The following is a 23,023-nucleotide window of genomic DNA, read 5'->3' on the forward strand; positions in this document are numbered from 1 at the left end:
AATGATAGGCCATACCGGACTAAAAAAAACCAGTGCCGCACTTTTCCTGGGGTGCCTGATTTTTTCCGCCTGCTCCAATATGCTTGAAAGTTCCAACTCTCCCAACTCTCCCAACTTCTCCGGTTATCCCGGTACTTACAACCCGATTCCCCCGGGGAAAGGGCGGGTTATGGTTAAGATCGGAGATTCAAGCGGCGCCCGTACCCTGATTCCTGAGGATCTTCCGGTTTTTTCTAAATATGAATTGGAATTTACTGCCCCCGGAAAGGACTCGTTTTCCCTGAGCATTTCAGCGCCTCTGGATATGGCCGGTCTGACCGGCAGCGGCTACCCGGTGGATCTGGACTCGGCAATTTGGAGCCTGACAGTTACCGCCTTTGTTTCCTACGAAGGCGCTTATTTACAGGCCGCAAACAATACGATCACCCTTGATGTTGTCGACGGCGCCCTTACCCTGCAAACCATAACGGTGGACTCCCTCCCCATAAGCCAGGGCGGGGACGGCCTTTTCTACTGGAACCTGGCGGTTTCAGATGTTTCCTATACCGGGACCCTGACTTTAGCGAGGGAAGGCGAGGGCGCGGCGCTGAGCAAGACCTTCCCTGGGGACACTCTCACCGGGACCGCTGCGGTGGCTGCGGGCTATTATGTTATGATTCTGGAATTAACCAACGATGCGAATAAAACCGCCCGCCGGGCGGAGGTGGTACATATCTACCCCGGGCTTACCACCAATGGGGATTTCAGTTTTTCCGGCGGTGACTTTGTCGCCCAGAAGTACCTTGAGGGAACGCTTTCCCTATCTGATTTTTCAGGCCCTGTCTCGGCGATTACAGTCCATGCCTACAGCGGCGCCGGCTTTACCCAGATGCTTGACTCTGTTCTCGCCGTTGATACCGACGGGACCTGGGCTTGGAAAGCGAAAGTCCCGGTTACCCACAGGGACATAAATTTCCTGGCGGCCATTACGGCGGGCGGCAAAACCTATACCTTAATCGTGGGGACCGAGAGCTCTGTAGGGGATGCCGGCCGGTCCGGTATAAGCCTTTCGGCGGTGTACAAAACTATTACCGCCTGGGCGGAAATCAAAGAGGCCATTGATCGGATACCCCCGGCCGCCGCCGGATTTGTCCCGGGCGGGGAAAGCGTCCTGGTTATCGGCGCTTCTTTTGATATTGCCGATTCCATTGTTTTAAACAAGCCCATTACCTTGGAAGCGGATTCCTCGCCCCGGAGTATTACCCGGGGAACGGGGATGACCGGCGCGTTCTTTGACATACAAAGCGGCGGGAGCCTTACCCTGGGCGAAACCTCGACCGCTGTATTGACCCTGGACGGGAACAAGGGCTCCGTAACAGCCGCCGCCGCGATGGTCACCGTGAATGGCGGAAGCCTGGTTATGAATGACAATGCGCTTATCACCAACAATTCAAACAACGGCGTTTCTGTGAATACCGGCAGTTTTACCATGTCCGGAAGTGCCCAGGTGGCGCAAAATAATCCGGTGTACCTTGCGGCGGGGCGGACAATCACCCTGGGCGGTAACTTGACCCAGACGACTGCGGCTGTCATCGATTTACCGGCTTCTACGGCCCTTGGCGCCCAGGTTCTGGAAGGATCCGCCTACCTCATCGGGAATCACAGTAAATTTACCATTGCCGGCTATGACAGCGACGTACGCTGGGTGAATTCCGCCGGGCAACTGGAGTTTGTGAAGCTCCTGGAGGGAACGCTCTCCCTGTCCGCTTTCTCAGGCGGGACCGCCTCGGCGATTACGGTCAAGGCTTACAGCGCCGGCTTTACGGAATTACTTTACACCGATACCGCCGTCAATACCGGCGGGACCTGGACCTGGGAAGCGAAAGTCCCGCTCACCCAAAACACCATAGATTTTCTGGCGACCATTACGGCGGGCGGCAAAACCTATACCTTAATCGCGGGGACCGCGACCTCCTCAGGGGACCAAGCCGGTATAAGCCTCGCTGGGGTGTATACATCCATCACCGGTTGGCAGGACATTAAAGCTGTCCTTGACCGGATACCACCGGCCTCTACCGAAGGCTTTACCCCCGCCGACGAAAGCGTCCTGGTCATCGGCGCTAGTTTTACTGCTACAGCCACTTCGGGAACCATCGTTTTAAACAAGGCCATTACCCTGAAGGCGGATACTACATCAGACCGGAGCATTACCCGGGGAACAGGGATGACCGGTGCGTTTTTTGACATACAAAGCGGCGGCAGCCTTACCCTGGGCGAAACTTCCGCAGTAAAGCTATTGACCCTGGACGGGAACAAAGGCTCCGTAACAGCCGCCGCCGCGCTTATCACCGTGAATGGCGGGATCCTGATTATGAATAATAATGCGCTTATCACAAACAATACAAACTACGGCGTTTCTGTGAATACCGGCAGTTTTACTATGTCCGGGAGCGCCCTGGTGGCGCAAAATAATCCGGTGTACCTTGCGGCGGGGCGGACAATCACCCTGGGCGGTAACTTGACCCAGACGACTGCGGCTGCCATCGCCTTACCGGCTTCTACGGCCCTGGGCGCCCAGGTTCTGGAAGGATCCGCCTACCTCAGCGGGAATCACGATAAGTTTACCATTGACGGCTATGACAGCGATGTGCGCTGGGTGAATACCGCCGGGCAACTGGAGCAGCTTTCCTTGGTCCTGGATGGAACGCTCTCACTGACTGATTTCTCAGGCGGTACTGTCTCGGCGATTACGGTCAAGGCCTACAGCGACAGCGCCTTTACCTCGGCGCTTGACTCTGTTTCCGCCGTCAATGCCGGAACCTGGACCTGGAAAGTGAAAGTCCCGGTCACCCAAACCTCCGTAGATTTTCTGGCGATCATTACGGCGGATAGTAAAACCTATACCTTGATCGTGAGGACAGCGTTCTCCGTAGGGGGCGCCAGCCAGTCCGGTATAAGTCTCTCAGCTGTGTATAAACCCATCACCACCTGGATGGGACTCAAAGAGGCCATTGACCGGATACCTCCCGGCTTTACCCAGGGTGAGGAAAGCGTCCTGATCGTCGGCGGTGATGTTACTACCACAACCGCTCCGGGAACCATCGTTATTAACAAGCCTATTACCTTAAAGGCGGATTCCTCTAACCGAACTATTACCCGGGGAACGGGGATGACCGGCGCGTTCTTTGACATACAAAGCGGCGGCAGCCTTACCCTGAGCGAGGCTTCCGCAGTAAATCTATTGACCCTGGACGGGAACAAAGGCTCCGTAACAGCCACAGCCGCGCTTGTCGCCGTGAATGACGGAAGCCTGGTTATGAAAGACAATGCGCTTATCACAAACAATACAAACAACGGCGTTTCTGTGAATACCGGCAGTTTTACTATGTCCGGGAGCGCCCTGGTAAACCAGAATAACCCGGTGTACCTTGCGGTGAACCAGAAAATCACCCTGGGCGGCGACTTGACCCAGACATTTGCGGCTGCCATCGCCTTACCGACTTCTACCGCCCTGGGCGCCCAGGTTCTGGAAGGATCCTCCTACCTCATCGGGAATCACAGTAAGTTTACCATTGCGGGCTATGACCCCGCCGTGCGTTATGTGGATACTAACGGGCAACTGGCCCAGCGTGAACCTTCCATAACCTGTGTGATCGGCTATTCTCAGCTTTCATTTAGCGGCGCTGCCGTGGCGGTTGACCGCGGCGCAACGGTATCCGTGACGGCCCAAAATGCCACGGGCCTAACGTTAAGCGGCTGGACCGCATCAGGGCGGGATTATAGGGGAGCCCGAATCACCCTTTCCAATGTAACCGGCGCCACCGAAGGCCTCACATTTACCGCCCCATCGGCTGCGGGGGAGTATGATATAACCATAACGGTTATCGTTAACGGCAAAATCCATTCAGGAAATTTCAGGCTTAGGGTACGAGCATGAGCGGGAACATACACATGAACAGGAAAACAATTAAGCGGCGTATTCTTTTTACCCTTCTTCCGGGGATAATTTTTCTCGCCTCCTGCGCCCAGCCCTTGGCAAATTTCTCCGAGACCGGGCCTGGCGGTACACCGGGAACCGTGACCATACGCCTGAGCCTCGGAACAGGGCTTGCCCGCACTGCAGTACCGACAATAACCCCCGGGTTTTATGTCGTGAGAATTACTAATACTTTGGACACCGTTACCTATGGCTCAGGCTCGGGCACGAGCGGAATTGTTTCTGTCTCCTTTTCGGCTCCCCTCGATGCGACGGTAAGTTTGGTAAACATTATTGCTGAAGCTTATGACGAAGAATACGGCCTCCTCTTGGCCCAGGGCAAAGAAGAATCCTTTCCAAGCTCCAACCTGGGGGATTCACCTATCACGGTTACCCTTAACCTGGTCGACCCCGGCCCCGGAACCGGGGACATAAGCCTGACCTTCAGGTTTGAGGAACCCATTGATCCCGACGATGCGGTTGCCGCCGTGGAAGCCCACCTTTACCCCTCCTACGACCCCGATGGAACGCCTTTTACCGATGAATGGACCCCCTATTCCAAACGGTTCACCCTGGGTAACGGCATTTCCGATCCTCCTTCTGATGACGGATACCGCCAAATTACCTTTGAAGCGGCGGATGTGCCGACGGGGAACGCCGCCCTAAGCCTCTGGTTCTACCGGAAAGACGGCTCCCTGATCAAGGTTTTTGACGACCTGGGGGTTCTGGTCTATAAAAACCTGACCACCAATAAGTGGATAGTAGACGACGCTTTAGTATCAAGCTTTGACCTTACGGCGGAGAATTTCCTTTCCTCCGACGCGACCCTGTTAATGCCTACGGGGATAATCGTTGGCAGCGCTTTCGGAACCCTGTCCCCGGCTTTTAACAGCGGCACTTATCACTACGGCGGCTTGACCGGCACAGGTAGTCTGACCCTGGGCTTTACCCTGGGAAAAGCAGGGCAGACTTATGCCCTGGAAGTAAACGGGACAGTTCTTGCAAGCCCCTCAGTTACTCATACGGGAGATGTCTATTCGGCGAGTATTACCGGCCTTACCCTACAGTTTAACAAAGTAACCATCATTGTAAGCGCCCCGGATCAACTGCACAGCAGCCGGTACACCCTGGACTATACCAATGGGTCATCCCCAACAACGGTCTATTATGTTAGCCCCGGGGGAACCGGAAACGGATTAAGCCTAGCCAGCCCCCTTGGTTCGGTACAGGCGGCGGTGACTGCCATAAGAACCGCCTATGCCGATATCGGTGACCCTTGGCCCGGCAAGTCCACAGTAAGTATCGAGCCTGCGGTGATCATCGTGAGCGGAGAAGTAACCGGTACAGCAAGCACAAACGGGCTGGTTGATATAAGCGACACTGGCTTGTATGACACCTTGCCCCCGATCATCCTCCAGGGAAATCCCGATAACCCCGGTACACTCGATGCCGATGAATTAAACCGGGTGTTGTATATAAAAAATGCCAATGTACGGCTGGGGGACAGCCTGACCCTCACAGGAGGGAGACACCCCGATGACAATGACGATGGCGGCGGGGTGAAAGTCGTGAATGGGACCTTCACCATGAGCGGGGGAACCATTAGCGGGAATATCGCCTACTGGGGCAGTGGGGTGTCTCTTGATAGCGGGACCTTCACCATGACCGGGGGTAGTATCACCGGGAATGGAGATAGTTCATTTGAAGACAGCGACGCTGGCGGAGTCGGGGTGTTTGTCGGCGGGACTTTCAAGATGAGTGGGGGAACCATCAGCAATAATATCATGGGACAAGGCAAAGGCGGTGGGGTGCTGGTGCCCTTCGGGGGGACCTTCACCATGACCGGCGGGACCATCAGCGGAAATAAATTTCTGAGCGAATCTCCCAGCCAAGGCGGCGGGGTGTATGTAGAAAATGACGACGACTTTACCATATCCGGAGGCAGTATCAGTGGGAATATCGCCTACTACGGTAGTGGGGTGTATCTTAATTCCGGGATCTTCACCATGAGCGGGGGTAGTATCAGCGGGAATGGGGATATTTCATTTGGAGGTTGGGGCTCCGGCGGAGTCGGGGTGTATGTCGGCGGGACTTTCAATATGAGCGGAGGAACCATCAGCAATAATATCATCCAAGAAGGCTGGGGCGGCGGGGTGCGGGTCGGCAGGGTGCTCGTCGACGACGAGTGGGTCGGCGGGACCTTCAACATGACCGGCGGGACTATCAGCGGTAATAAAGTCTTGGGCGTCGCTTCCGGCAAAGGCGGCGGCGGGTTGTATATACAAGGGGGCGCCCAATTTATCATGTCCGGTGGGAGCATCATCGGGAATCGTGCCGACGAACATGGCGGTGGTATGTTTATAGATGACGGCTCCAAATTTTCCATGAAAGGTGGTAGTATCAGCGGCAATACTACCAATGGCCTAGGAGGCGGGGTGATGTTGCTTGGTCTGGGGGAATACACCATGGAAGGAGGAATCATCAGTGGGAATACCAGCGCTTCAGGCGGCGGGGTGCACTTACATGGAGATCTCCAATTTACCATGGATGGAGGAACCATCAGCGGGAATACCGCCAGCAACGATGGCGGTGGGGTGAATGTCGCCAGTGGCAACGGAAAATTCACCATGAATGGAGGCAGTATCAGCGGGAATACCGCCGGTTCAGGCGGCGGCGTACGTGTCAATGGGGCTATCGAAATGTCCGGATCAGCGAAAATCGTCAATAATCCGGTCTACCTGACAAGCGGCCATTTTGTTACCGTAACCGAGACCATGGATACTGACGGCGGCGCGGTCCTCGATTCAGAAGATACCGGCCCCGGGACCGTCCTGATTAAGGGCGCCGCATCACCACCCTATACCACTGCCCATATCCTGATCCAAAGTGATGTGGATAAATTCAGCCATGTCGATACCAGCAAGACGCTGATATTTGATAGTGGTAGTGAAGAGGGGAAGATACAGTAGCCGTTCTTTCCAATATTTTAGGAAGGTTCTCCGATAATAATGCTCGGATTTGAAAGAAAAATTTTATTCTCAGGTAAGCGCAGTTTTGGTCAAAAAGGAGTTTAGGTGCCCAGGGATGCTAAAAAGCCCGGCGCCGCCAGGGTAAAGTACCCTATCGGCTTTAAGTTGGTTGGAATTATTACTATTCTCCTCCTGGTCTCCTTAGGCGCCATTACCGCCCTGGTGTCGGTGATGGTTTCTTCGGATCTGCGGGTCACCGCGGAGGAAAACAATTTCAGCGTCAATAAACGTTCCGCCTCGGAGGCGGAAACCACCCTTTCTACGGTCCGGTCCAGCGTGTTGGTGCTCCTGGATACCCTGAATGCCGTGGGCTCCTCCCAGGCGGCCCTTTCCCGGCAGGCTGCGGCCTTCTTTTTTGAGCGGAACCAGGACATCGCCGCCATTGTTATCACCGGGGATAGGGAACTGGTCAATAATCGGTTTTTCCTGGCCAACGAGTTGGAAAGCGATCTGGTGGGGGAATTTATGACCCGCCAGCGGGAGGCGGTGGATCGTTCCCGTTCCGGGGAAACCCTGCTCCTGAACGCCGCGCCCATATTTCATATCCCCCTGCTGGCCCTGCTTTTTCCCTGGCAGGAAACCGGCGCCGAGGAAGTGGTGCTGATCCTCTTTTCCTCCGATTCCCTGAACGACAATTTTGGGCAGGGCGTTAATTCTTCGTATATGATCAACGATGCCGGGGATATCCTGGTCCACCCGGATTACGAGCTTGTCCGGGCCGGGGCGAATGTGGCAAACCAGCCCTTTGTGGAAACCCTGCGGGAAAGCCAGGAACGGAATCTCCAGACCCTGTATACCGACCGGGACGGGGGGCGGTACTTTGGGGCTTTTCAGAAACTTTCCGTGGCCAACGCGGTGGTAATCACTAATGTGGAATACGATGTAGTTTTCGAGGGAATCGCCGCCACTACCCGGCGGAATATCTACCTCACCGGGGCGGTGCTTTTTGTTTCCATCGTCCTGATCTGGCTTTTCAGTAAAACTATTTCCCGGCCCCTGAAGGGCCTTACGGTGGTGGCAGGGCAGATCGAGGAAGGCTTGTTTGAACAGAACCTGGTCTCTAAAAGCCGGGACGAATTGGGGGTGCTTACCCAGAGTTTTAGCCGTATGAGTAAGGCACTGGGGATCTTCGGCAGGTTTACCAACCGGGAAATAGCCCTGGGGGCCATGCGGGGGGAGATCAAGCCTGGGGGCCAGCCCAAACACGGGACGGTGTTTTTTTCGGACATTCGTAACTTTACTTCCATATCCGAGGAATTTGCCCGGAATTATGGCGATGAATCTTCCGACCGGATTGTCGCCTGGCTTAACGAATATTTAACCCGCATGGTGGAGTGCGTGGAGAAAACCAACGGGGTGGTGGACAAATTTATCGGCGACTCGGTCATGGCTCATTGGGGAACTGCCTATACCTCGGGCAGCCCCGAGGCGGACGCCTTAAACGGTGTGCGGGCGGCATTGATGATGCGGGAAGCCCTCTACCAGATGAACAAGAACCGGGGGGAAAACGATCCCGCCAATCCCAGGATACGCATTGGCTGCGGCATCAATTCAGGGGTCGTTACCGCCGGGCAGATAGGCTCGGAACAGCGGATGGAATACACAGTTATCGGGGATGCGGTAAACCTGGCGAGCCGTACCGAGGCGCTCAACAAGCCCCTGGGGACGGATATCCTTATCACCGAAGATACCTGGAACCTGGCGGGTGAACATCTGATAACGGAAGAAATGCCCTCGGTGGAGGTGAAGGGAAAATCCCAGCCTGTGCGGATGTTTGCGGTGGTGAACTTCAAAGCGGATATGGCCATAGAGGGGCAGCTCCAGCCCCAAACCCTGGCGGAACTGAGGGATCTGCTGGGGATCATCCCCCCGGATTTGAGTAAGGTTAATACCAATGCGGAAGAGAAAAAGTATAAAATCGGCTCCGGTGAATAAAGCCCCTGGAAGCCGGGTTTTTGGGGCGCCGGATTATGCGGTATTTCTCATCTGCATTGCCGGGGCGATCTTCTGCCTTTGGTTTTTTCAGCGGGACCTGAACCAGAGCCTTACCCGGCTGAACGAGGCCCCCATGGGGACCATCACCTTTAAGTACAAGGCTGCCCAGCGGCGTTTTTCTGACCGGGTACTCTGGGACCGGCTGGCGAAGGAATCCCCGGTGTACAACGGGGATATGATCCGTACCGCTGATCTTTCGGAAGCCACCGTTACTTTTCATAGCGGTGGAATCATAAATCTCCAGGAAAACAGCATTATTCAGCTTTTTGAGGAAAACGCCATACCCCGGATCGACTTTACCCTGGGAAGCGTAAGTGTAAATGTCCACAGTGGTGGGGGTATCATCCTGTCTTCCGGGAACAGCCGCCTTGAAGTGCTTTCAGGCGGGGTGGTAAGCGCCGGAGCCGGGGAGGATGGTTTTACGGCTTCTATTGTGGAAGGTAGGGCGATAGTATCCGGGGAAACCCTGGAAGCGGGGTCCGTTTTCTCCGGTGACCCCGGGGGAATCTCTCTTTCCCGGACAGTCTCCCTGCAACCCAGGCCGGCAACCCGGCTTCTGGTGAATGAGCGCCGCCCCTCTACGGTCCAATTTAAGTGGAACAAGGTAAACTATACTGAAACGACCCGCTTTGAAGTTGCGGAAGACCGGGGCTTTACCCGGCCGGCTGCACAGTTGGACCTGGATGGAGATGAAGCCCTGGTGGAACTGGCGCCGGGAACCTGGTGGTGGCGGGTATACCCATCGGGCATGGCGGAAGGTCTTGAAGGGGGGGCAGCCGAAAATAGCATCGAAAAGCTGGCCATAAGCTACGCCCCGCCGCCTGAACAGATTACCCCCGCCGAGGGGTATGTATACCGGTACCGGACCAAACAGCCTTCGGTACGTTTCCAGTGGACCGAAACGGCGGAGGCCGCCTTTTATATTGTAACTGCGGCGGATAACCCCCAGCTTCTTAACCCGGCTTTACAGATCCAGGAACAGGGAACTTCTTTTATCTATTCAAAGCTCCCTCCGGGGCGCTGGTACTGGCAGGTGCAGCCCGTATTTTCCGGGGATTATGAGGGCACTTCGGCAGGTTCGGGGCTTAGTTACTTTTCTATCGAACAGAGCGGCGACCTGTCACCCCCGGTACTTTCCAATCCCCAGAACGGGAGCTCTTTTAATATCTCTGCGGAGCGGCAGGATTTCTATTTTTCCTGGGCCAATAATCTTGAAGCCGATTCCTATACCCTGCGTATTTCCCGGAACCGGGATCTGAGCGGCCCCATTATTACCCGGATGGTGCGGGATAACTACTATGTCTACCGGGCAGATGACCGGACCATAAGCGACGGACAGTATTACTGGGGGGTCTACCAGACCGATATGGAAGGGAACGCTTCGCCGGTTTCATCGGTGAATGGGTTTTTCGCCCTGGAAGGGGAAGTAATACAGCGCACCCTGTTTCCGCCGGACAATTATACTACTGCGGAAAGTCTGCTCCCGGATACACGCTTTACCTGGAGGAGCAACCTCCCGTTCCAGACCCGGTTCCAGATTTCTTCCACCCCGGATTTTTCAAACCCCGCAATAGACGAAGTAACCGGCGGCGAAACCATACGGGGAAGGCAGCTGGCGGCGGGAACCTGGTATTGGCGTATAGCGGTGGAAAGCCCGGAGGTGACCCTGCAAACCGCGCCCAAGGTCCTGAAGGTGGCCCCTCCTTTAGGCCGCCCGGTAATGGAAACGCCCCGGGATAACGCCCTGGTCGCTATCCCGGAACAGGGGGACGTACCGTTCCAGTGGGCGGCGGTTCCGGATGCGGATTATTACCAGTTCAGGTTGTACCGGGAGGCTGACCCCACCAGGCCGGTGTACGAAGACAACCTGAACGCTGCAGAAAGCCGGGTTATCAACTGGAGCAATTATGCGGAGGGAAACTATGTTTGGACTGTCCAGGCCTTAGCGGAGGAAACTCCCTTGCGCTCCCGGCAGAACGGCCTGATCTCATCTGCGGCTTTTTCCCTACGGAAACTACGCCCGGTTACCCTGGAATCCCCCGAGCCGGGGGCGGTCCTCAATGGGCTTGCCGCCTACCGCCAGGGTGAAACTATCCGTTGGAGCGCCCCGGAAACCCTGGGAAATTCCCGGTTCATCCTTTCCCGAAACTCTGACCTTCTTGCGGGAAGGCCTGTAATGGATATCACGAACCCCAACCCGAGTATCCCCCTGTCCCAACTGCGGGAGGGGACCTACTATTGGACGATTCTGGGGGAAACCCCGGAGGGTTATGATGTCAGCGCCCCGACGCCGGCGTCCTTCCGGGTATTGCCCATTGAAATTACCCCGGTTTCCCTGAACCAGCCCGGTAATAATACGGAATTTGAGGGCCTGGAAGCCCTGCGCCGCCCCGGAAGGGTACGATGGAGTTCTGACGAAATCCCCCAAACCAGCCGTTTTGCCCTGTCCCGGAACTCCGACCCGCTGAAAGATCCCCTCATGGACATCCGCAACCCCGGCGCTGAGATTCCCCTGGTCCGCCTGGAAGCGGGGGATTATTACTGGACCATCCGGGCAGAAACCCCAGACAGCCTTGATATCAGCGCCCCGGCGCCTTTCTCCTTCCGGGTGCTGCCCATACCGCCCCTCCCTTCACCGGAAGGCGTTTCCCCTGAAAACGGCGCCCTCTTAGGCCCGGACCAGCTGGCAGCCATGAATTCCATCACCTTTTCCTGGGGCACTGTGCCCGGGGCAAACGCCTACATCTTTAGTTTGTACCGGGAAGATGAAACCGGGCTTCCCGAGATTGCCAGAACTGAAGCCCAACCTGTTGTATCCTATACCCTCCCGGATTTGTCCGCCCTTGATGTGGGAACCTACATCTGGCAGGTAGAAGCGGTGAGCCTCGCGGAAGACGGGTATATTGAACAACGGGGGATGATAGCTTCAAATCGGCTGACCATTGACATTCCTTTGCCATCTAATCCCCGGCGGGCCGATATGGGAATTCTCTATGGGCAATAAGCTGATTTTTGCAGCACTTTTACTGTTGACACTCCTACCCAGGTTTATTGCCGCCCAGGAAAAGGGGGAGGATGAAACCTATTCTTATGTTGTTTTGGAAAACGGGGGAGCTAAAATCATCCAACACCTGTTTTGGGCGGCGGAACCTTATGTGCGTCAATATGAAATAATCATTGGGCTAAAAAATGTTGACGAATCTTACACAGAAATACTGCGTGAATTCACCAAAGAAACATTTATTGATGTATCCCTTGGGCCGGGAAATTACCGGTATACCATACAGGTTTACGATCTCTTGAACCGGCCCCAGGGTATTGGGGAATGGGAATATTTTGAAATTATGTTGGCCCTAAAACCCGGGATACAGAGTTTTAGCCCCGAGGCTTTTTATTTAGACGAAGATACAAGCTGGAATATTGTCATTACCGGATTGAATTTGGTAGATGGCGCCGAAGTACTACTGCGGCAGACCGACCGGCCCAGAGATATTGTACCCCAAACAACGGTGATAGATAGCGCCGGGCGGACAGTTCGGATCAGCTTTGCCATGTCCAGCCTGGTAACGGGAAACTTTACCATCTTTATTAAAAATCCCGGGGGCCTGGAAACGGAAACCGGGACTTTCCGGGTGGCCTTTCGCAAGCCTGTGGACTTCAATGTATCCGCAGGATATGGCGCGGTAATACCCCTGTACGGCAGTTTTTTCTCCTTTTTTGACCAGGGCGCTTTTCCCCTGGGGGCCCATACCAAGTTGAGCTTGGTACCCTTTAAGCGGGTATGGGGATATTTAGGGGTGGAGCTTGACCCCTTCTGGAATTATATGGACACCAAAAACCCAAGCGAAGGGTATGATGTGGTTTCCCATTTAACAGGCCTTAATGTCAATTTGCTGTACCAAAAGTGGCTGTCCAACCGGACCATGGCTTTTAACCTGCGCCTTGGGGCGGGTGTAGTGTCAATTTTAGATTTTCACTTCGCCTATTCAAGCGGAAATTCCGAATCTTTCACGGGCCTGTATTTTTCTGCCGGCGCCGGCGCCTCTTTCCAGTGGCTTATCCGCAAGCCCTTTTTTGTTGAAGCCGGTGTAAGCTTTAACCATGTTTTTGCGGCTAATGACCAAATCCAGCCGGGCTTTATCCGGCCCCTGATCGGCGCGGGCTGGCAGTTTTAGGTGGCCTTTTGCCCGGAAGCGCCCGTCCCATACCTTCCCAAATCCACCACCCCTGCCTTGCTCACCTTCACCCCCTCGGCGCGGAGCAGGCTAATCTGTATCTCCCTCCCGCCCCCCTCAGGCAGGGCGATATGCCCATCCGCCCGGATAATCCGGTGCCAGGGCAGTTTTTCCCCTTCCGACATAGAGTGGAGTATCCGCGCCACCTGCCTGGCGCCGTTGGGCATCCCCGCAGCAAAAGCTATATCCCGGTAACAGGAAACCCGTCCCCGGGGCACCGCCTTAATAGCCGCCAGGATACGGATCGTGGAATCGTGAAGGGGCTTTTTCATCGGTCCAGTATAATACGCCGCGTAAAAAAGCGCCATGTTTTGCCAACAGTTCCCAGTTTAACCACCAGTGCATATTTCCCCTGAAACCTTGAACCAAAGCTGGCGCAAAGTATAAAAGATATCCCTAACCATTATTTATAACAACTCTTTAATGCAGGTGCACAGGGACAGAGGCAGGGAGGGGAGGGTAATTGCCCAATACAATTACCATAAAAAACTGCTATTTTGCCTTGACAAAACCCGAAATAATGTCGATATAAAGCAATTTTTTTCTCCTTCCCTCGTAAGTCCCCTTGACGATTCTGATAACTCTTGTTACCATAATAACATATTCAAAGAAAAACACGAAATACAGGCGAGCTGTTACTACATTATAAGTCTAAGCATCCTTTTCTATATCCATTAGGGTTAGGGTGAATTGATGCCGGATCAGTTATTTTATAGCAATGTCCCCATTAATTCGGGGAATCAAATCTATTTGGACCGGCCCCAGGTACATGACTTACTGGAAAAGGCAGCACGGAGTCCAATCGTTACAGTAACCGCCGGGGCCGGCTATGGCAAGACCCAGGCGGTTTATTCATTTGCACGCAAGTACAATGCGGTTACGGCCTGGATACAGTTTTCCGAACGGGATAACCTGGGCGGGCGGTTTTGGGAAAATTATACCCGGGCCGTAGGGTTTATTGACAAAGAAACGGAGCTAAAACTCCGGGCTCTTGAGTTTCCCGATACGGATCAGAAGTTTGAACGGTATATGCGAATTCCCAGGAATGACATAAAGCCGGCGCAGAAGTACCTCTTTGTCTATGACGATTTCCACCTGATCCGGGACCCGGGGGTGCTGCACTTTATTGAGCGGTCCATCACCACTCCCTTCTCCAATATCACTTCTATTCTTATTTCCCGGACGGAACCCCGGATCAATTCCATTCCCCTGCTCTCCAAAGGCTACCTGGCTCAGATTAACGAGGATGATCTGCGCTTTACGGCGGAGGAAACACAGGAGTATTTTTATTTGCAGCAGGTGGACGCCCCGCCGGATGCGGCAGCTACGGTGTGCCGGGATACCGAGGGCTGGGCCTTTGCCATACACCTGGCAGCTCTGGCTATCAAGAATGAACCTTCGGGCAAGCGCTACGCTCCTTCCTCAGTTAAGGCAAACATCTTCAAGCTTATTGAAAGCGAGGTGGTTGCGGTTATTTCCGAAGATTTGCGGAAATTTCTGATCAAGATTTCCCTGATAGAACATCTGGCCAGGGATATACTTTTGGACATTGCCGGGGATGCGGGGATTCTGGAGGAGCTGGAAGGGCTCGGCTCCTTTGTCCGCTACGATCCCTACCTAAACGCCTGGCGGGTCCACCATCTCTTCCTGGAGTATTTAAGCGGCAGGCAGGGGGAGCTTTCGGAGGAAGAAAAACAGGATGTCTACAGTAAAGCTGCCCGGTGGTGCGTGGAAAACAACCTTAAAATGGACGCCTTCAGTTATTATGAAAAGGCCGGGTCCTATGATGCATTTCTCGAAGCGTCCTATACCCTGCCCCCCATACTGCCGAGCCCTATGGCCGCCTTCCTTCTGGAGATTTTGGACCGGGCGCCGGATTCGCTTTTTCAGGAAAACCCCCTGGCCTACCTCCTCCAAACGCGCATTCTCTTTACCCTGAAGCAGTTTGACCGGGCTTCTGCGGGACTTAGGGAAATTATAACCCAGCTGGAAATTGAAGCTCCCTCCTTTTTCAACAACCGTGTTCTGACAGGCTGTTATAACAACCTGGGATTGATAGGTTTGATAACCAGTATGCATACTTGTGACTACAGTTATGTTTCCTTCTTTGAACGGGCCTACCATTACTCCCAGCTGAGCGGCCATAAGCTTACGGGGCCCGCAACGGTGGCGCCGCTCAGTTCCTACCTGTGCCGGGTAAGCAGCCCGGAAAAGGGGGAAGCGGAACGGTACAATGAGGCGATTGCGGCCATGGCGCCCTATATGTCCGACGCCAACGGGGGGCTTGGCTATGGCATGGGCGATATGGCCTGGGCGGAACTGGCTTTTTTCCGCGTCGACATGGCCAATGCGGAGCAGATGGCCTACCAGGCCCTGTTCAAGGCCCAGAAAAAGAATCAGTACGAAATAGCAAGCAGGGCGTTTTTTTACCTGATACGGATCAACCTTTTCTACGGAAACCCGGAAAAAATAGAAGAACTGCTTAAGCTCATGGAAGCCCAGCTTGAGGAAAAGGGGTACCTGAACCGTTATACCGATTACGATGTACAAACCGGCTGGTTCTATGCCCATATCGGCCAGATTTCCCGAATGGCCTCCTGGCTTAAAAATGATTTTGAAGAAAGCGATCTGAATCCCATGCTCTTGGGGCAGGAGACCCTGGTCCGGGTAAAATACTATATTACCCAAAAGCAGCACCTCAAGGCCCTGAGGCTGATAGAAAACGATAAAGACGAATACGGAATGGGGGCTTTTCTGTTTGGAAAAATAGGGAACAAACTCATAGAGGCTATGTGTTTCTACGATATGAAGGATATCCCCTGGGCAATAAATTCCCTGGAAGAAGCCTACTATCTGGCCGCCCCCAACGGCCTGGATATGATTTTCATTGAGCAGGGAAAGCGCACCCGAGCCCTGTTCTCTGCCGTTTTAAAGCACCAATGCTCCATCCCCCGGGAGTGGCTTGAAAAGATACTACGAAGCGCCTCGGCCTATGCGAAGAAACTGTATATAACCGTGGAAAAATTCCAGGACCCGGACTATGAAGATGCGGCGGGACCGGTAATTCTTTCCCGCCGGGAACTCTTGGTCCTGCGGGGCCTCTCCCGTGGATTAACCCGGGAAGAACTGGCGGATGATGGGGATATTTCCCTAAATACTGTTAAAAGCGTTATCAGAAGCGTGTACAATAAACTTGGCGCAGTAAACCGGGCGGATGCGGTGCGGATCGCAACTTCTCTGGGTATCTTGAAAAGTGATGACCTCCGAAACTAGAATTGAAGTAGTGAAAAAAATATTTCCTGATTGTTGTGCATCTGATAAATAATCAAATGTATCTTGAGCGGAAGCGGATTAACCGTTTACTGGAAAAGGCCCTACAGAACCCGGTGGTGACTGTAGTTGCCGGCGCCGGGTTTGGAAAAACCCGTGCGGTCTTATCGTTCCTCCGGGGAGAAGCGGGGCTTAGCCGCTGGCTGCCTGTCTCCGAATGGAATACCCATGCCCCTGTTTCCCTCCGGGACTTCCGGCCCGAAAACCCCAAGGCCCGGTGCGTACTTGTGCTGGATGATCTGCAGTTTGCCCGGGGGCCGGATCTGTCCGGGCTTCTTGAGGAATTTCTGGGGGCCCCCTATCCCAATATGCGGGTCATCCTCATCAGCCGGCAGGAGCTGGCCCTGTCTAAGGGCAAAGTTGGGCGGATTACCTGGGAGGATCTCCGGTTCAGGGAAGCGGAGATCCGGGACTATCTGCTGCTGCGGAACATTTCCGTTCCCCCGGGGATGGTGGAGGAAATTTACCAGCGTACCGAAGGCTGGGCTTTTGCGGTGCACCTGGCCGCCAGGGCCCTGGAACAGGGCCGCCTGAGGGCAGAGCGCTCCCTTTCCTCTATTCGTGCGAATATCTTCCGGTTCATTGAGACAGAGATCTTCAACCCCCTTCCCGAAAACTTAAAAAAATTTCTGATCAAGCTTTCCCTGATAGAACCCTGGCCTGCCGCCCTGGTGCAGGAACTTTCAGGCGATACGGGTCTTATTCCCCTGATGGAGGGGGTCAATTCCCTGATCGTGTACGATCCCGCAGAAAAGCGTTACAGGGTACATGGCTTGTTTCTCAAATTCCTTGTGGAAAAACAGGGAGAACTGGGGGAAGGGGAACAGCAGGATATCTATGCCCGCTCCGCCCACTGGTATCTGGAACACGGGATGAAGCAGGAAGCCCTTGCCTGTTACGGGAAAGCCGGGGATTACCGGGGTATCATCAAGCTGGTATTCAGCCTCCCCCAGATCATACCCCAGGACACCGCCAGAGCCCTGCTGGAACTGTCAGAAAATCTGTTGGGGGAGGGGAAGGATCCTGACTTTCTGCGCCGTGCGGTCCGGCCCCGGCTGCTCTTCATACTGGGGCGTTTTGATGACGCAGTCGCCGCCAGCCGGGAGACCATCGATCTCTATGAAGGCCGCCCCGTCTCCCCGGAGGACAACCTGATTCTGTATTTTGCCTACATTATCCTGGGCTTCGCTTCCCTGCTCAGCTGCGTCCATACCAAGCGCCGGGACTTCTGTGTTTTTTTTGAGCAGGCCTGGGTTTACTACCGTCGGAACCCGGTGCGCCTGGACGGGCCCATAAGCAGCGCCAACGCCGGGCCCTATGTGTGCCGGGTTGGGTATCCCCCGGAAAAAAACGAGATCCCCGATTTTATCAATGCCCTGGCGGAGGCCATACCCCCCCTGGCGGATTCTATGGGCGGCGCCTTTTATGGCATGGAGGATCTGGCTTGGGCTGAATTTGCCCTCTACCAGGGGGATCTGCTCCGGGGGGAAATTTATTCCCACCGGGCCCTCCGCAAAGCCCGGGAAAAGGGCCAGTTTGAAATAGAAACCCAGGCCTTGTTTTTTTTACTGCGGATCAATCTGGCGGAGGGTAGACTGGAACAGACAGCGGAACTGCTCAAGCAGTTGGAGGCGGGTATCCGGGTGGAATTTCCGGATCAGCGGATCCGCTATGATATACATTCCGGGTGGTTTTTTATACATATTGGCCTTCCCCGCCGTCTTGCGCCCTGGCTGAAAAATGATTTTGATCGCGGCGCCCTGCCTTCCCTGCTCAACGGTACTGCGGCCCTGGTAAAGGCAAAGTATTTCTATGCGCAGAAACGTTACCCTCTTGCCCTGGCTTCTCTGGAGGAACAGAAGGGTGAGTACGGGCTGGGGGCTTTCCTGTTCGGAAAAATCGAAATGAAGGTCCTGGAGGCCCTGTGTTTGTACCGGGGAAAACGGAAAGACGCTGCCCTGGCGGCGCTTGAGGAAGCCTGGCGGATGGCGGAAGGGGACGCCCTGGAAATGCCCTTTATTGAGATGGGCAGGGATATGCGCACCCTAGTAAGCACAGCGATTAAGTATGAAAAACCTGGGGCGCCCCGGGAATGGCTGGAACGGATACTCAGAAAATCTTCAGCCTATGCAAAAAAAACCTATGCAGCTGCAGAACAATACCGGGAACTTTATAAAAAAGCTTCAGTTACTGCGCCCTTATCGCCAGGGGTGACTCTGACATCGGGGACGACTTTGACGTCGGGGGTGACTTTGACACCGGGGACGACTTTGACGTCCCGGGAGATGCAGGTCCTTACCGGCCTTTCCCAGGGGCTCACCCGGGAGGAAATCGCCCGGGACGGGGGTATTTCCATCAATACGGTGAAAAGCGTTATCAGAACTGTGTACCGCAAATTATCCGCAGTAAACCGGGCGGATGCGGTGCGTATCGCAATCGCCCGAAAAATACTTACAAAAAATGAAGAAACTTAGTAAAAAAATTGAATATTAAAAGGATTTTTGTTATTATCTAATACAGTTGTTCTTCCTTGTGCTGGTCTGCTTTAAAATTTGCAAGTCAAATAACCGGTCAAAAAATTCCGCACGAATTTCTAAAAAAAGAACATTTTTCACCGTTAGGGTGTATTGCGTTCAAAAACGCTGATTAGACTATGTAGCATCAGGAGAAAAATATGACCCTTAATAACTCGAATATTATACTCCGCAGAGAGATAGAACCTATGCTGCTAAAAGCCCGGTCGGCTCTGCAATCCTATGAAAAAGCCACCGGCGTAAACGTATCCGTGTTGGATCAGGCGGGGCATTCTATTTCGGAAGAGATGGCTCAGCCCCCTGAAGAGGGCCGGGTAGTAGCGGCGCTACTTGCAACGAAGTCTCCCGCGCAGGAAACTCTCCGACTAAAGTCGGCGTTGCAAGCAGCGGACCAGGTGGGTGATCCGAGTTTTTTCTGCGCCCTCTGTAGAAAATATTCCCGGCAAGACGACCGGGTCTGGGATGATGATGAGTACCCCTGTACCGCTATACATATCCACAGTATTTCTCAGGCCCAGCATGCAGGGGGAGTGTATATTTATACCTGTGAAATGGGTTTCGCTTACTGGACATGTCCTCTGTCTACCGGGGGGCGCCTGGCCGGAGCATTGATTGCCGGGAGGGTATTGGGGGTAAAACGGCAGGAAGCGGTGGAAAAAATTTTTACCATGAGCCGGGGGCTTATATCCCGGGAGGAATCGGCGGGATACCTGGAGTATGTTCCTGAAAAATCCCAGGATGAAATAAAGTCCCTGGCCCAGCTCCTGCTCACCTGTGCGGAACAGATATCCCGGTCGCCGGAAACCTATCACGAAATTCTTAAACGCCGGGCCCAGCAGCAAACAAAACTTTTGGATCAGATAGAAACCTTGAAAAACCAGTACCCCTCGGGAGAGCTGGTCCCCTGCTATCCCATAGAGAAGGAGCGGCTCCTTATGGCGTCCCTGCGGCGGGGGGATAACGAATCTTCCCGGAAAGTCCTGGACGAACTTCTTGCCCTTCTCTTTTTCTCGAACCCCGATAATTTTAAGTTTATGCAGTACCGGGCCATTGAGCTGGTGGTGCTCCTCTCCCGGGCGGCGGTCACATCGGGCAACACTGAAGATGCGCTATTGGAGATGAATAACCAGTTCCTCCTGGACATACAGGAGGCGCAAAACATGGAGGAACTTATCGATATGCTGTACCAGGTAGTGGACAGCATGACCGGGCAGATTTTTTCCTTCCGGGGAGTGCGTCATGCCTCGGCGCTGCGGAAGGCGGAGCGGTATATCTGGGAAAACTACACCCGCAAATTGAGCCTCCAGGAGGTGGCCACCGCTTCGGGACTTTCCGCCCCCTATTTCAGTACCGTGTTCAAAGAAGAAATGGGGGAGAACCTGTCAGGGTACCTGAACCGCCTCCGGGTGGAACGGGCCGCAGCTATGCTAAGCGGTTCTGATTTTCCTCTGAGTGAAATAGCCGGGGCCTGTGGGTTCGAGGATCAAAGCTGGTTTTCGAAGATATTCAAAAATTATACCGGAATGAGCCCGGGAAAATACCGAATTCAGAATTGCGGTTCCGGCCCGGCGTTATCGACGGATAATCTGCCGGTGAATCACCACACGATAGGCGGGTAAAAATATGAATGACGAAAAAATAAGCAATGTTAAAACTAGGGCCAATCTTGTTAGAGAAACTGACCCCTTGCTGGTCAGGGCCTGGAAGGTGCTTAATATTTACGCAAAGTCTACCGGAACTGTTTGTTGTGTGCTGGATCAGGATTTTTTGCCGATTCGTGAAACCTTCCCTGGCCTTATCGGGGAGACCAATACCTGCATTAACTATTGTCTTAAATATGCTGCGGACAGGAGTCCCCGGGACTCCCGGAATCCTGATGATTCCCGGAATCCTGATGATTCCCGGAATCCCGATGATTCCCGGAATCCCGATGATTCCCGGAATCATCGGGACTGCACGTCCCTGGATAACAAATCCGGGGATCCTATCCGAACTTCCGATTTACGATCCCACCCCTGTAACATGCTGCATATAAACAGCATCAAGGAAGCTCACCGTTTCGGAGGCTCCTACATCTATATGTGTGAACTGGGGTTTATGTTCTGGACCAGTCCCCTTTATTCCGAGGGACGTTTTATAGGGGCCCTGGTTGGATCGGGATTCCTGGGCATTGATCGCAGGGAGACCCAGGAAGTCATGCAGATAATGAGTAGTGGAACCGTCTCTCCCCAGGAACTGGAAACCCGGCTGTCCCAGTTCTCCAGTGGCGAATCTGAACGGATTAAAGCCTTGGCAGATTTGCTGCTGATCTGCGCCGAGTACCTTTCCACGGGCTCAGATGATTACTTTGACAATCTTCGGGGACGGCCGGAAACCCGGCCGGAACCGCAGGTGCGGACAGAAATACTGCGGAATTCCCGTTCTGCCCATGTTCAGGTTCCCGGGTATCCCATGGATAAGGAACGGATGCTTTTGGCGGCTCTGCGCCGGGGGGATAACGATTCGGGGCGGAGAATACTAAACGAGCTTCTGGAGATACTTTTTTATTCAAACTCGGATCAATTTAAGTTTGTCCAGTTCCGGGCAATAGAACTGGTGGTCCTCCTTTCCCGGGCAGCCATGATGCAGGGGAAGGGAGAAGGCCCGGCTTCCCTGCCGTCGCAGCTCTCGGAGACGCTTCCTATGTCAAGTTCAGCCGGCCCGGCTGAAACCGGCCTGACCGAGGCCGGCTCAACGGAAGTTGGCCCAACGGAAGTTGGCGATGACAGTATGCTGGAAACAAATAACCGTTACCTCCGCCGCATCCAGGAAGCGAAGAGCATTGAGGAACTCACCGACGTGCTCCATATTATTGTGGAGCGAATGTCCTCCCAGATCTTTTCATTCCAGGGAGTACGCCATGCCTCGGCTTTGCGCAAGGCGGAACGGTATATCTGGGAAAACTACACCCGCAAACTGAGCCTCCAGGAGGTGGCCTCTGCTTCGGGACTTTCCGCCCCCTATTTCAGCTCTATCTTTAAGGAGGAAATGGGGGAAAACCTTTCAAGCTACCTGAACCGTCTCCGGGTTGAGAAGGCGGGGCACATGCTGACCGAGACCGACTTGTCTCTCAATGAAATTGCGGCTTCCTGCGGCTTTGAAGATCAAAGCTGGTTCTCGAAGATATTCAAAAGTTTTACCAGCGTAAGCCCCGGAAAATACCGGGGTCAGGGCGGCGGTGAATCTGTTTCAAATTAAAACTAAAAATACCCAGGAGGTATACGATGGTTAATTTAAGTGACATTTCCAACAGTCTCCAGTCGGGGAAGGCAAAAGAAACTTCGGATTTGATTGCCAGGGCTATCAAAGAAAATTACAGTGTGGAGAGCATCCTTAGGCAGGGACTGATCCCCGGCATGTACGCCATGACAAACCGGTATAAGCGGCGGGAGATATTCAGGCCGGAACTGCTCATCGCCGCCCGGGCCATGAATATAGGTATCGGGGTGCTCAGGCCGGCGATTGCCTCATCAGCCGGAGAACCCAAGGGTGCCGTGATTATCGGCGCTGTAAAAGGGGATATCCATGATATTGAAAAGACCCTTGCGGCGGTAACCCTGGAAGGGGCTGGTTTCCGGGTAATAGATCTGGGGGTCAGTGTTTCCCCAGAGCGCTTTGTGGAAGCCGCTGTCAGAGAAAGCGCCCAGATTATCCTCTGTTTTTCCAGTCTGCCCGCAACCATGCCCCAGCTCAAGTCTGTGGTTCACGCCGCGTCCTCCGCAGGCATACGGAGCCGGGTCAAGATCATGATTACTGGCGCCCCGGTGACGGAGAAATACTGCCAGGATATCGGCGCGGATTTTTACGCCAGGGATACTGTAGGCGTTGTGGAGATGGCTAGGGCAGCTTGCAGTAATGGGTGAGTTGTCTTTACCCGGCGCCTCCGTGTGGATCCGCCGGGGTTTA

11 protein-coding genes are annotated in these 23,023 nt (G+C 54.1%); 10 read left to right on the forward strand and 1 reads right to left on the reverse strand.

Going from position 1 to position 23,023, the window contains the following annotated elements:
- Position 1 precedes the first annotated feature (1 nt).
- From TREPR_RS03325 to TREPR_RS03345, 5 genes are all read left to right on the forward strand, one after another.
- Complete coding sequence (locus tag TREPR_RS03325; protein WP_041610990.1) at positions 2 to 3,916, forward strand: beta strand repeat-containing protein; 3,915 nt, start codon at positions 2 to 4, stop codon at positions 3,914 to 3,916.
- On the forward strand, positions 3,913 to 6,924 hold the full coding sequence (locus tag TREPR_RS03330; protein WP_015706872.1) for a hypothetical protein: 3,012 nt from the start codon (positions 3,913 to 3,915) through the stop codon (positions 6,922 to 6,924). Before TREPR_RS03325 ends, TREPR_RS03330 begins: the two co-directional genes overlap by 4 nt.
- Before the next feature lie 105 nt (positions 6,925 to 7,029).
- A complete protein-coding gene (locus TREPR_RS03335) occupies positions 7,030 to 8,919 on the forward strand; it encodes an adenylate/guanylate cyclase domain-containing protein (protein WP_015706873.1) in 1,890 nt (629 codons plus the stop codon).
- On the forward strand, positions 8,879 to 11,983 hold the full coding sequence (locus TREPR_RS03340; RefSeq protein ID WP_041610991.1) for a FecR family protein: 3,105 nt from the start codon (positions 8,879 to 8,881) through the stop codon (positions 11,981 to 11,983). Before TREPR_RS03335 ends, TREPR_RS03340 begins: the two co-directional genes overlap by 41 nt.
- The gene (locus tag TREPR_RS03345) at positions 11,973 to 13,154 is read left to right on the forward strand and encodes a hypothetical protein (protein WP_015706875.1); all 1,182 of its coding nucleotides are present in this window, start codon (positions 11,973 to 11,975) and stop codon (positions 13,152 to 13,154) included. The genes TREPR_RS03340 and TREPR_RS03345 overlap by 11 nt, the downstream gene beginning before the upstream one ends.
- Here TREPR_RS03345 and TREPR_RS03350 read toward each other — a convergent pair.
- The gene (locus TREPR_RS03350) at positions 13,151 to 13,486 is read right to left on the reverse strand and encodes an MGMT family protein (protein WP_015706876.1); all 336 of its coding nucleotides are present in this window, start codon (positions 13,484 to 13,486) and stop codon (positions 13,151 to 13,153) included. The genes TREPR_RS03345 and TREPR_RS03350 overlap by 4 nt on opposite strands.
- A gap of 421 nt (positions 13,487 to 13,907) precedes the next feature.
- Here TREPR_RS03350 and TREPR_RS03355 point away from each other — a divergent pair, with 421 nt between their 5' ends.
- From TREPR_RS03355 to TREPR_RS03375, 5 genes are all read left to right on the forward strand, one after another.
- Positions 13,908 to 16,487, forward strand: a complete 2,580-nt coding sequence (locus tag TREPR_RS03355; protein WP_015706877.1) for a LuxR C-terminal-related transcriptional regulator — start codon at positions 13,908 to 13,910, stop codon at positions 16,485 to 16,487.
- 56 nt (positions 16,488 to 16,543) lie between these two features.
- Positions 16,544 to 19,018: a helix-turn-helix transcriptional regulator gene (locus TREPR_RS03360; RefSeq protein WP_015706878.1), complete on the forward strand. Its 2,475-nt coding sequence runs from the start codon at positions 16,544 to 16,546 to the stop codon at positions 19,016 to 19,018.
- Between the two features lie 200 nt (positions 19,019 to 19,218).
- On the forward strand, positions 19,219 to 20,697 hold the full coding sequence (locus TREPR_RS03365) for a helix-turn-helix domain-containing protein (RefSeq protein ID WP_015706879.1): 1,479 nt from the start codon (positions 19,219 to 19,221) through the stop codon (positions 20,695 to 20,697).
- A 4-nt stretch (positions 20,698 to 20,701) separates the two neighbouring features.
- Positions 20,702 to 22,315, forward strand: coding sequence for a helix-turn-helix domain-containing protein (locus tag TREPR_RS18855; protein WP_015706880.1), 1,614 nt, complete (start codon positions 20,702 to 20,704; stop codon positions 22,313 to 22,315).
- A 26-nt stretch (positions 22,316 to 22,341) separates the two neighbouring features.
- Positions 22,342 to 22,980, forward strand: coding sequence for a cobalamin B12-binding domain-containing protein (locus TREPR_RS03375; protein WP_015706881.1), 639 nt, complete (start codon positions 22,342 to 22,344; stop codon positions 22,978 to 22,980).
- Positions 22,981 to 23,023 lie beyond the last annotated feature (43 nt).

Origin of the sequence: Treponema primitia ZAS-2 (assembly GCF_000214375.1) — a bacterium.
In the GTDB taxonomy this organism is placed as follows: Bacteria; Spirochaetota; Spirochaetia; order Treponematales; family Breznakiellaceae; genus Termitinema; species Termitinema primitia.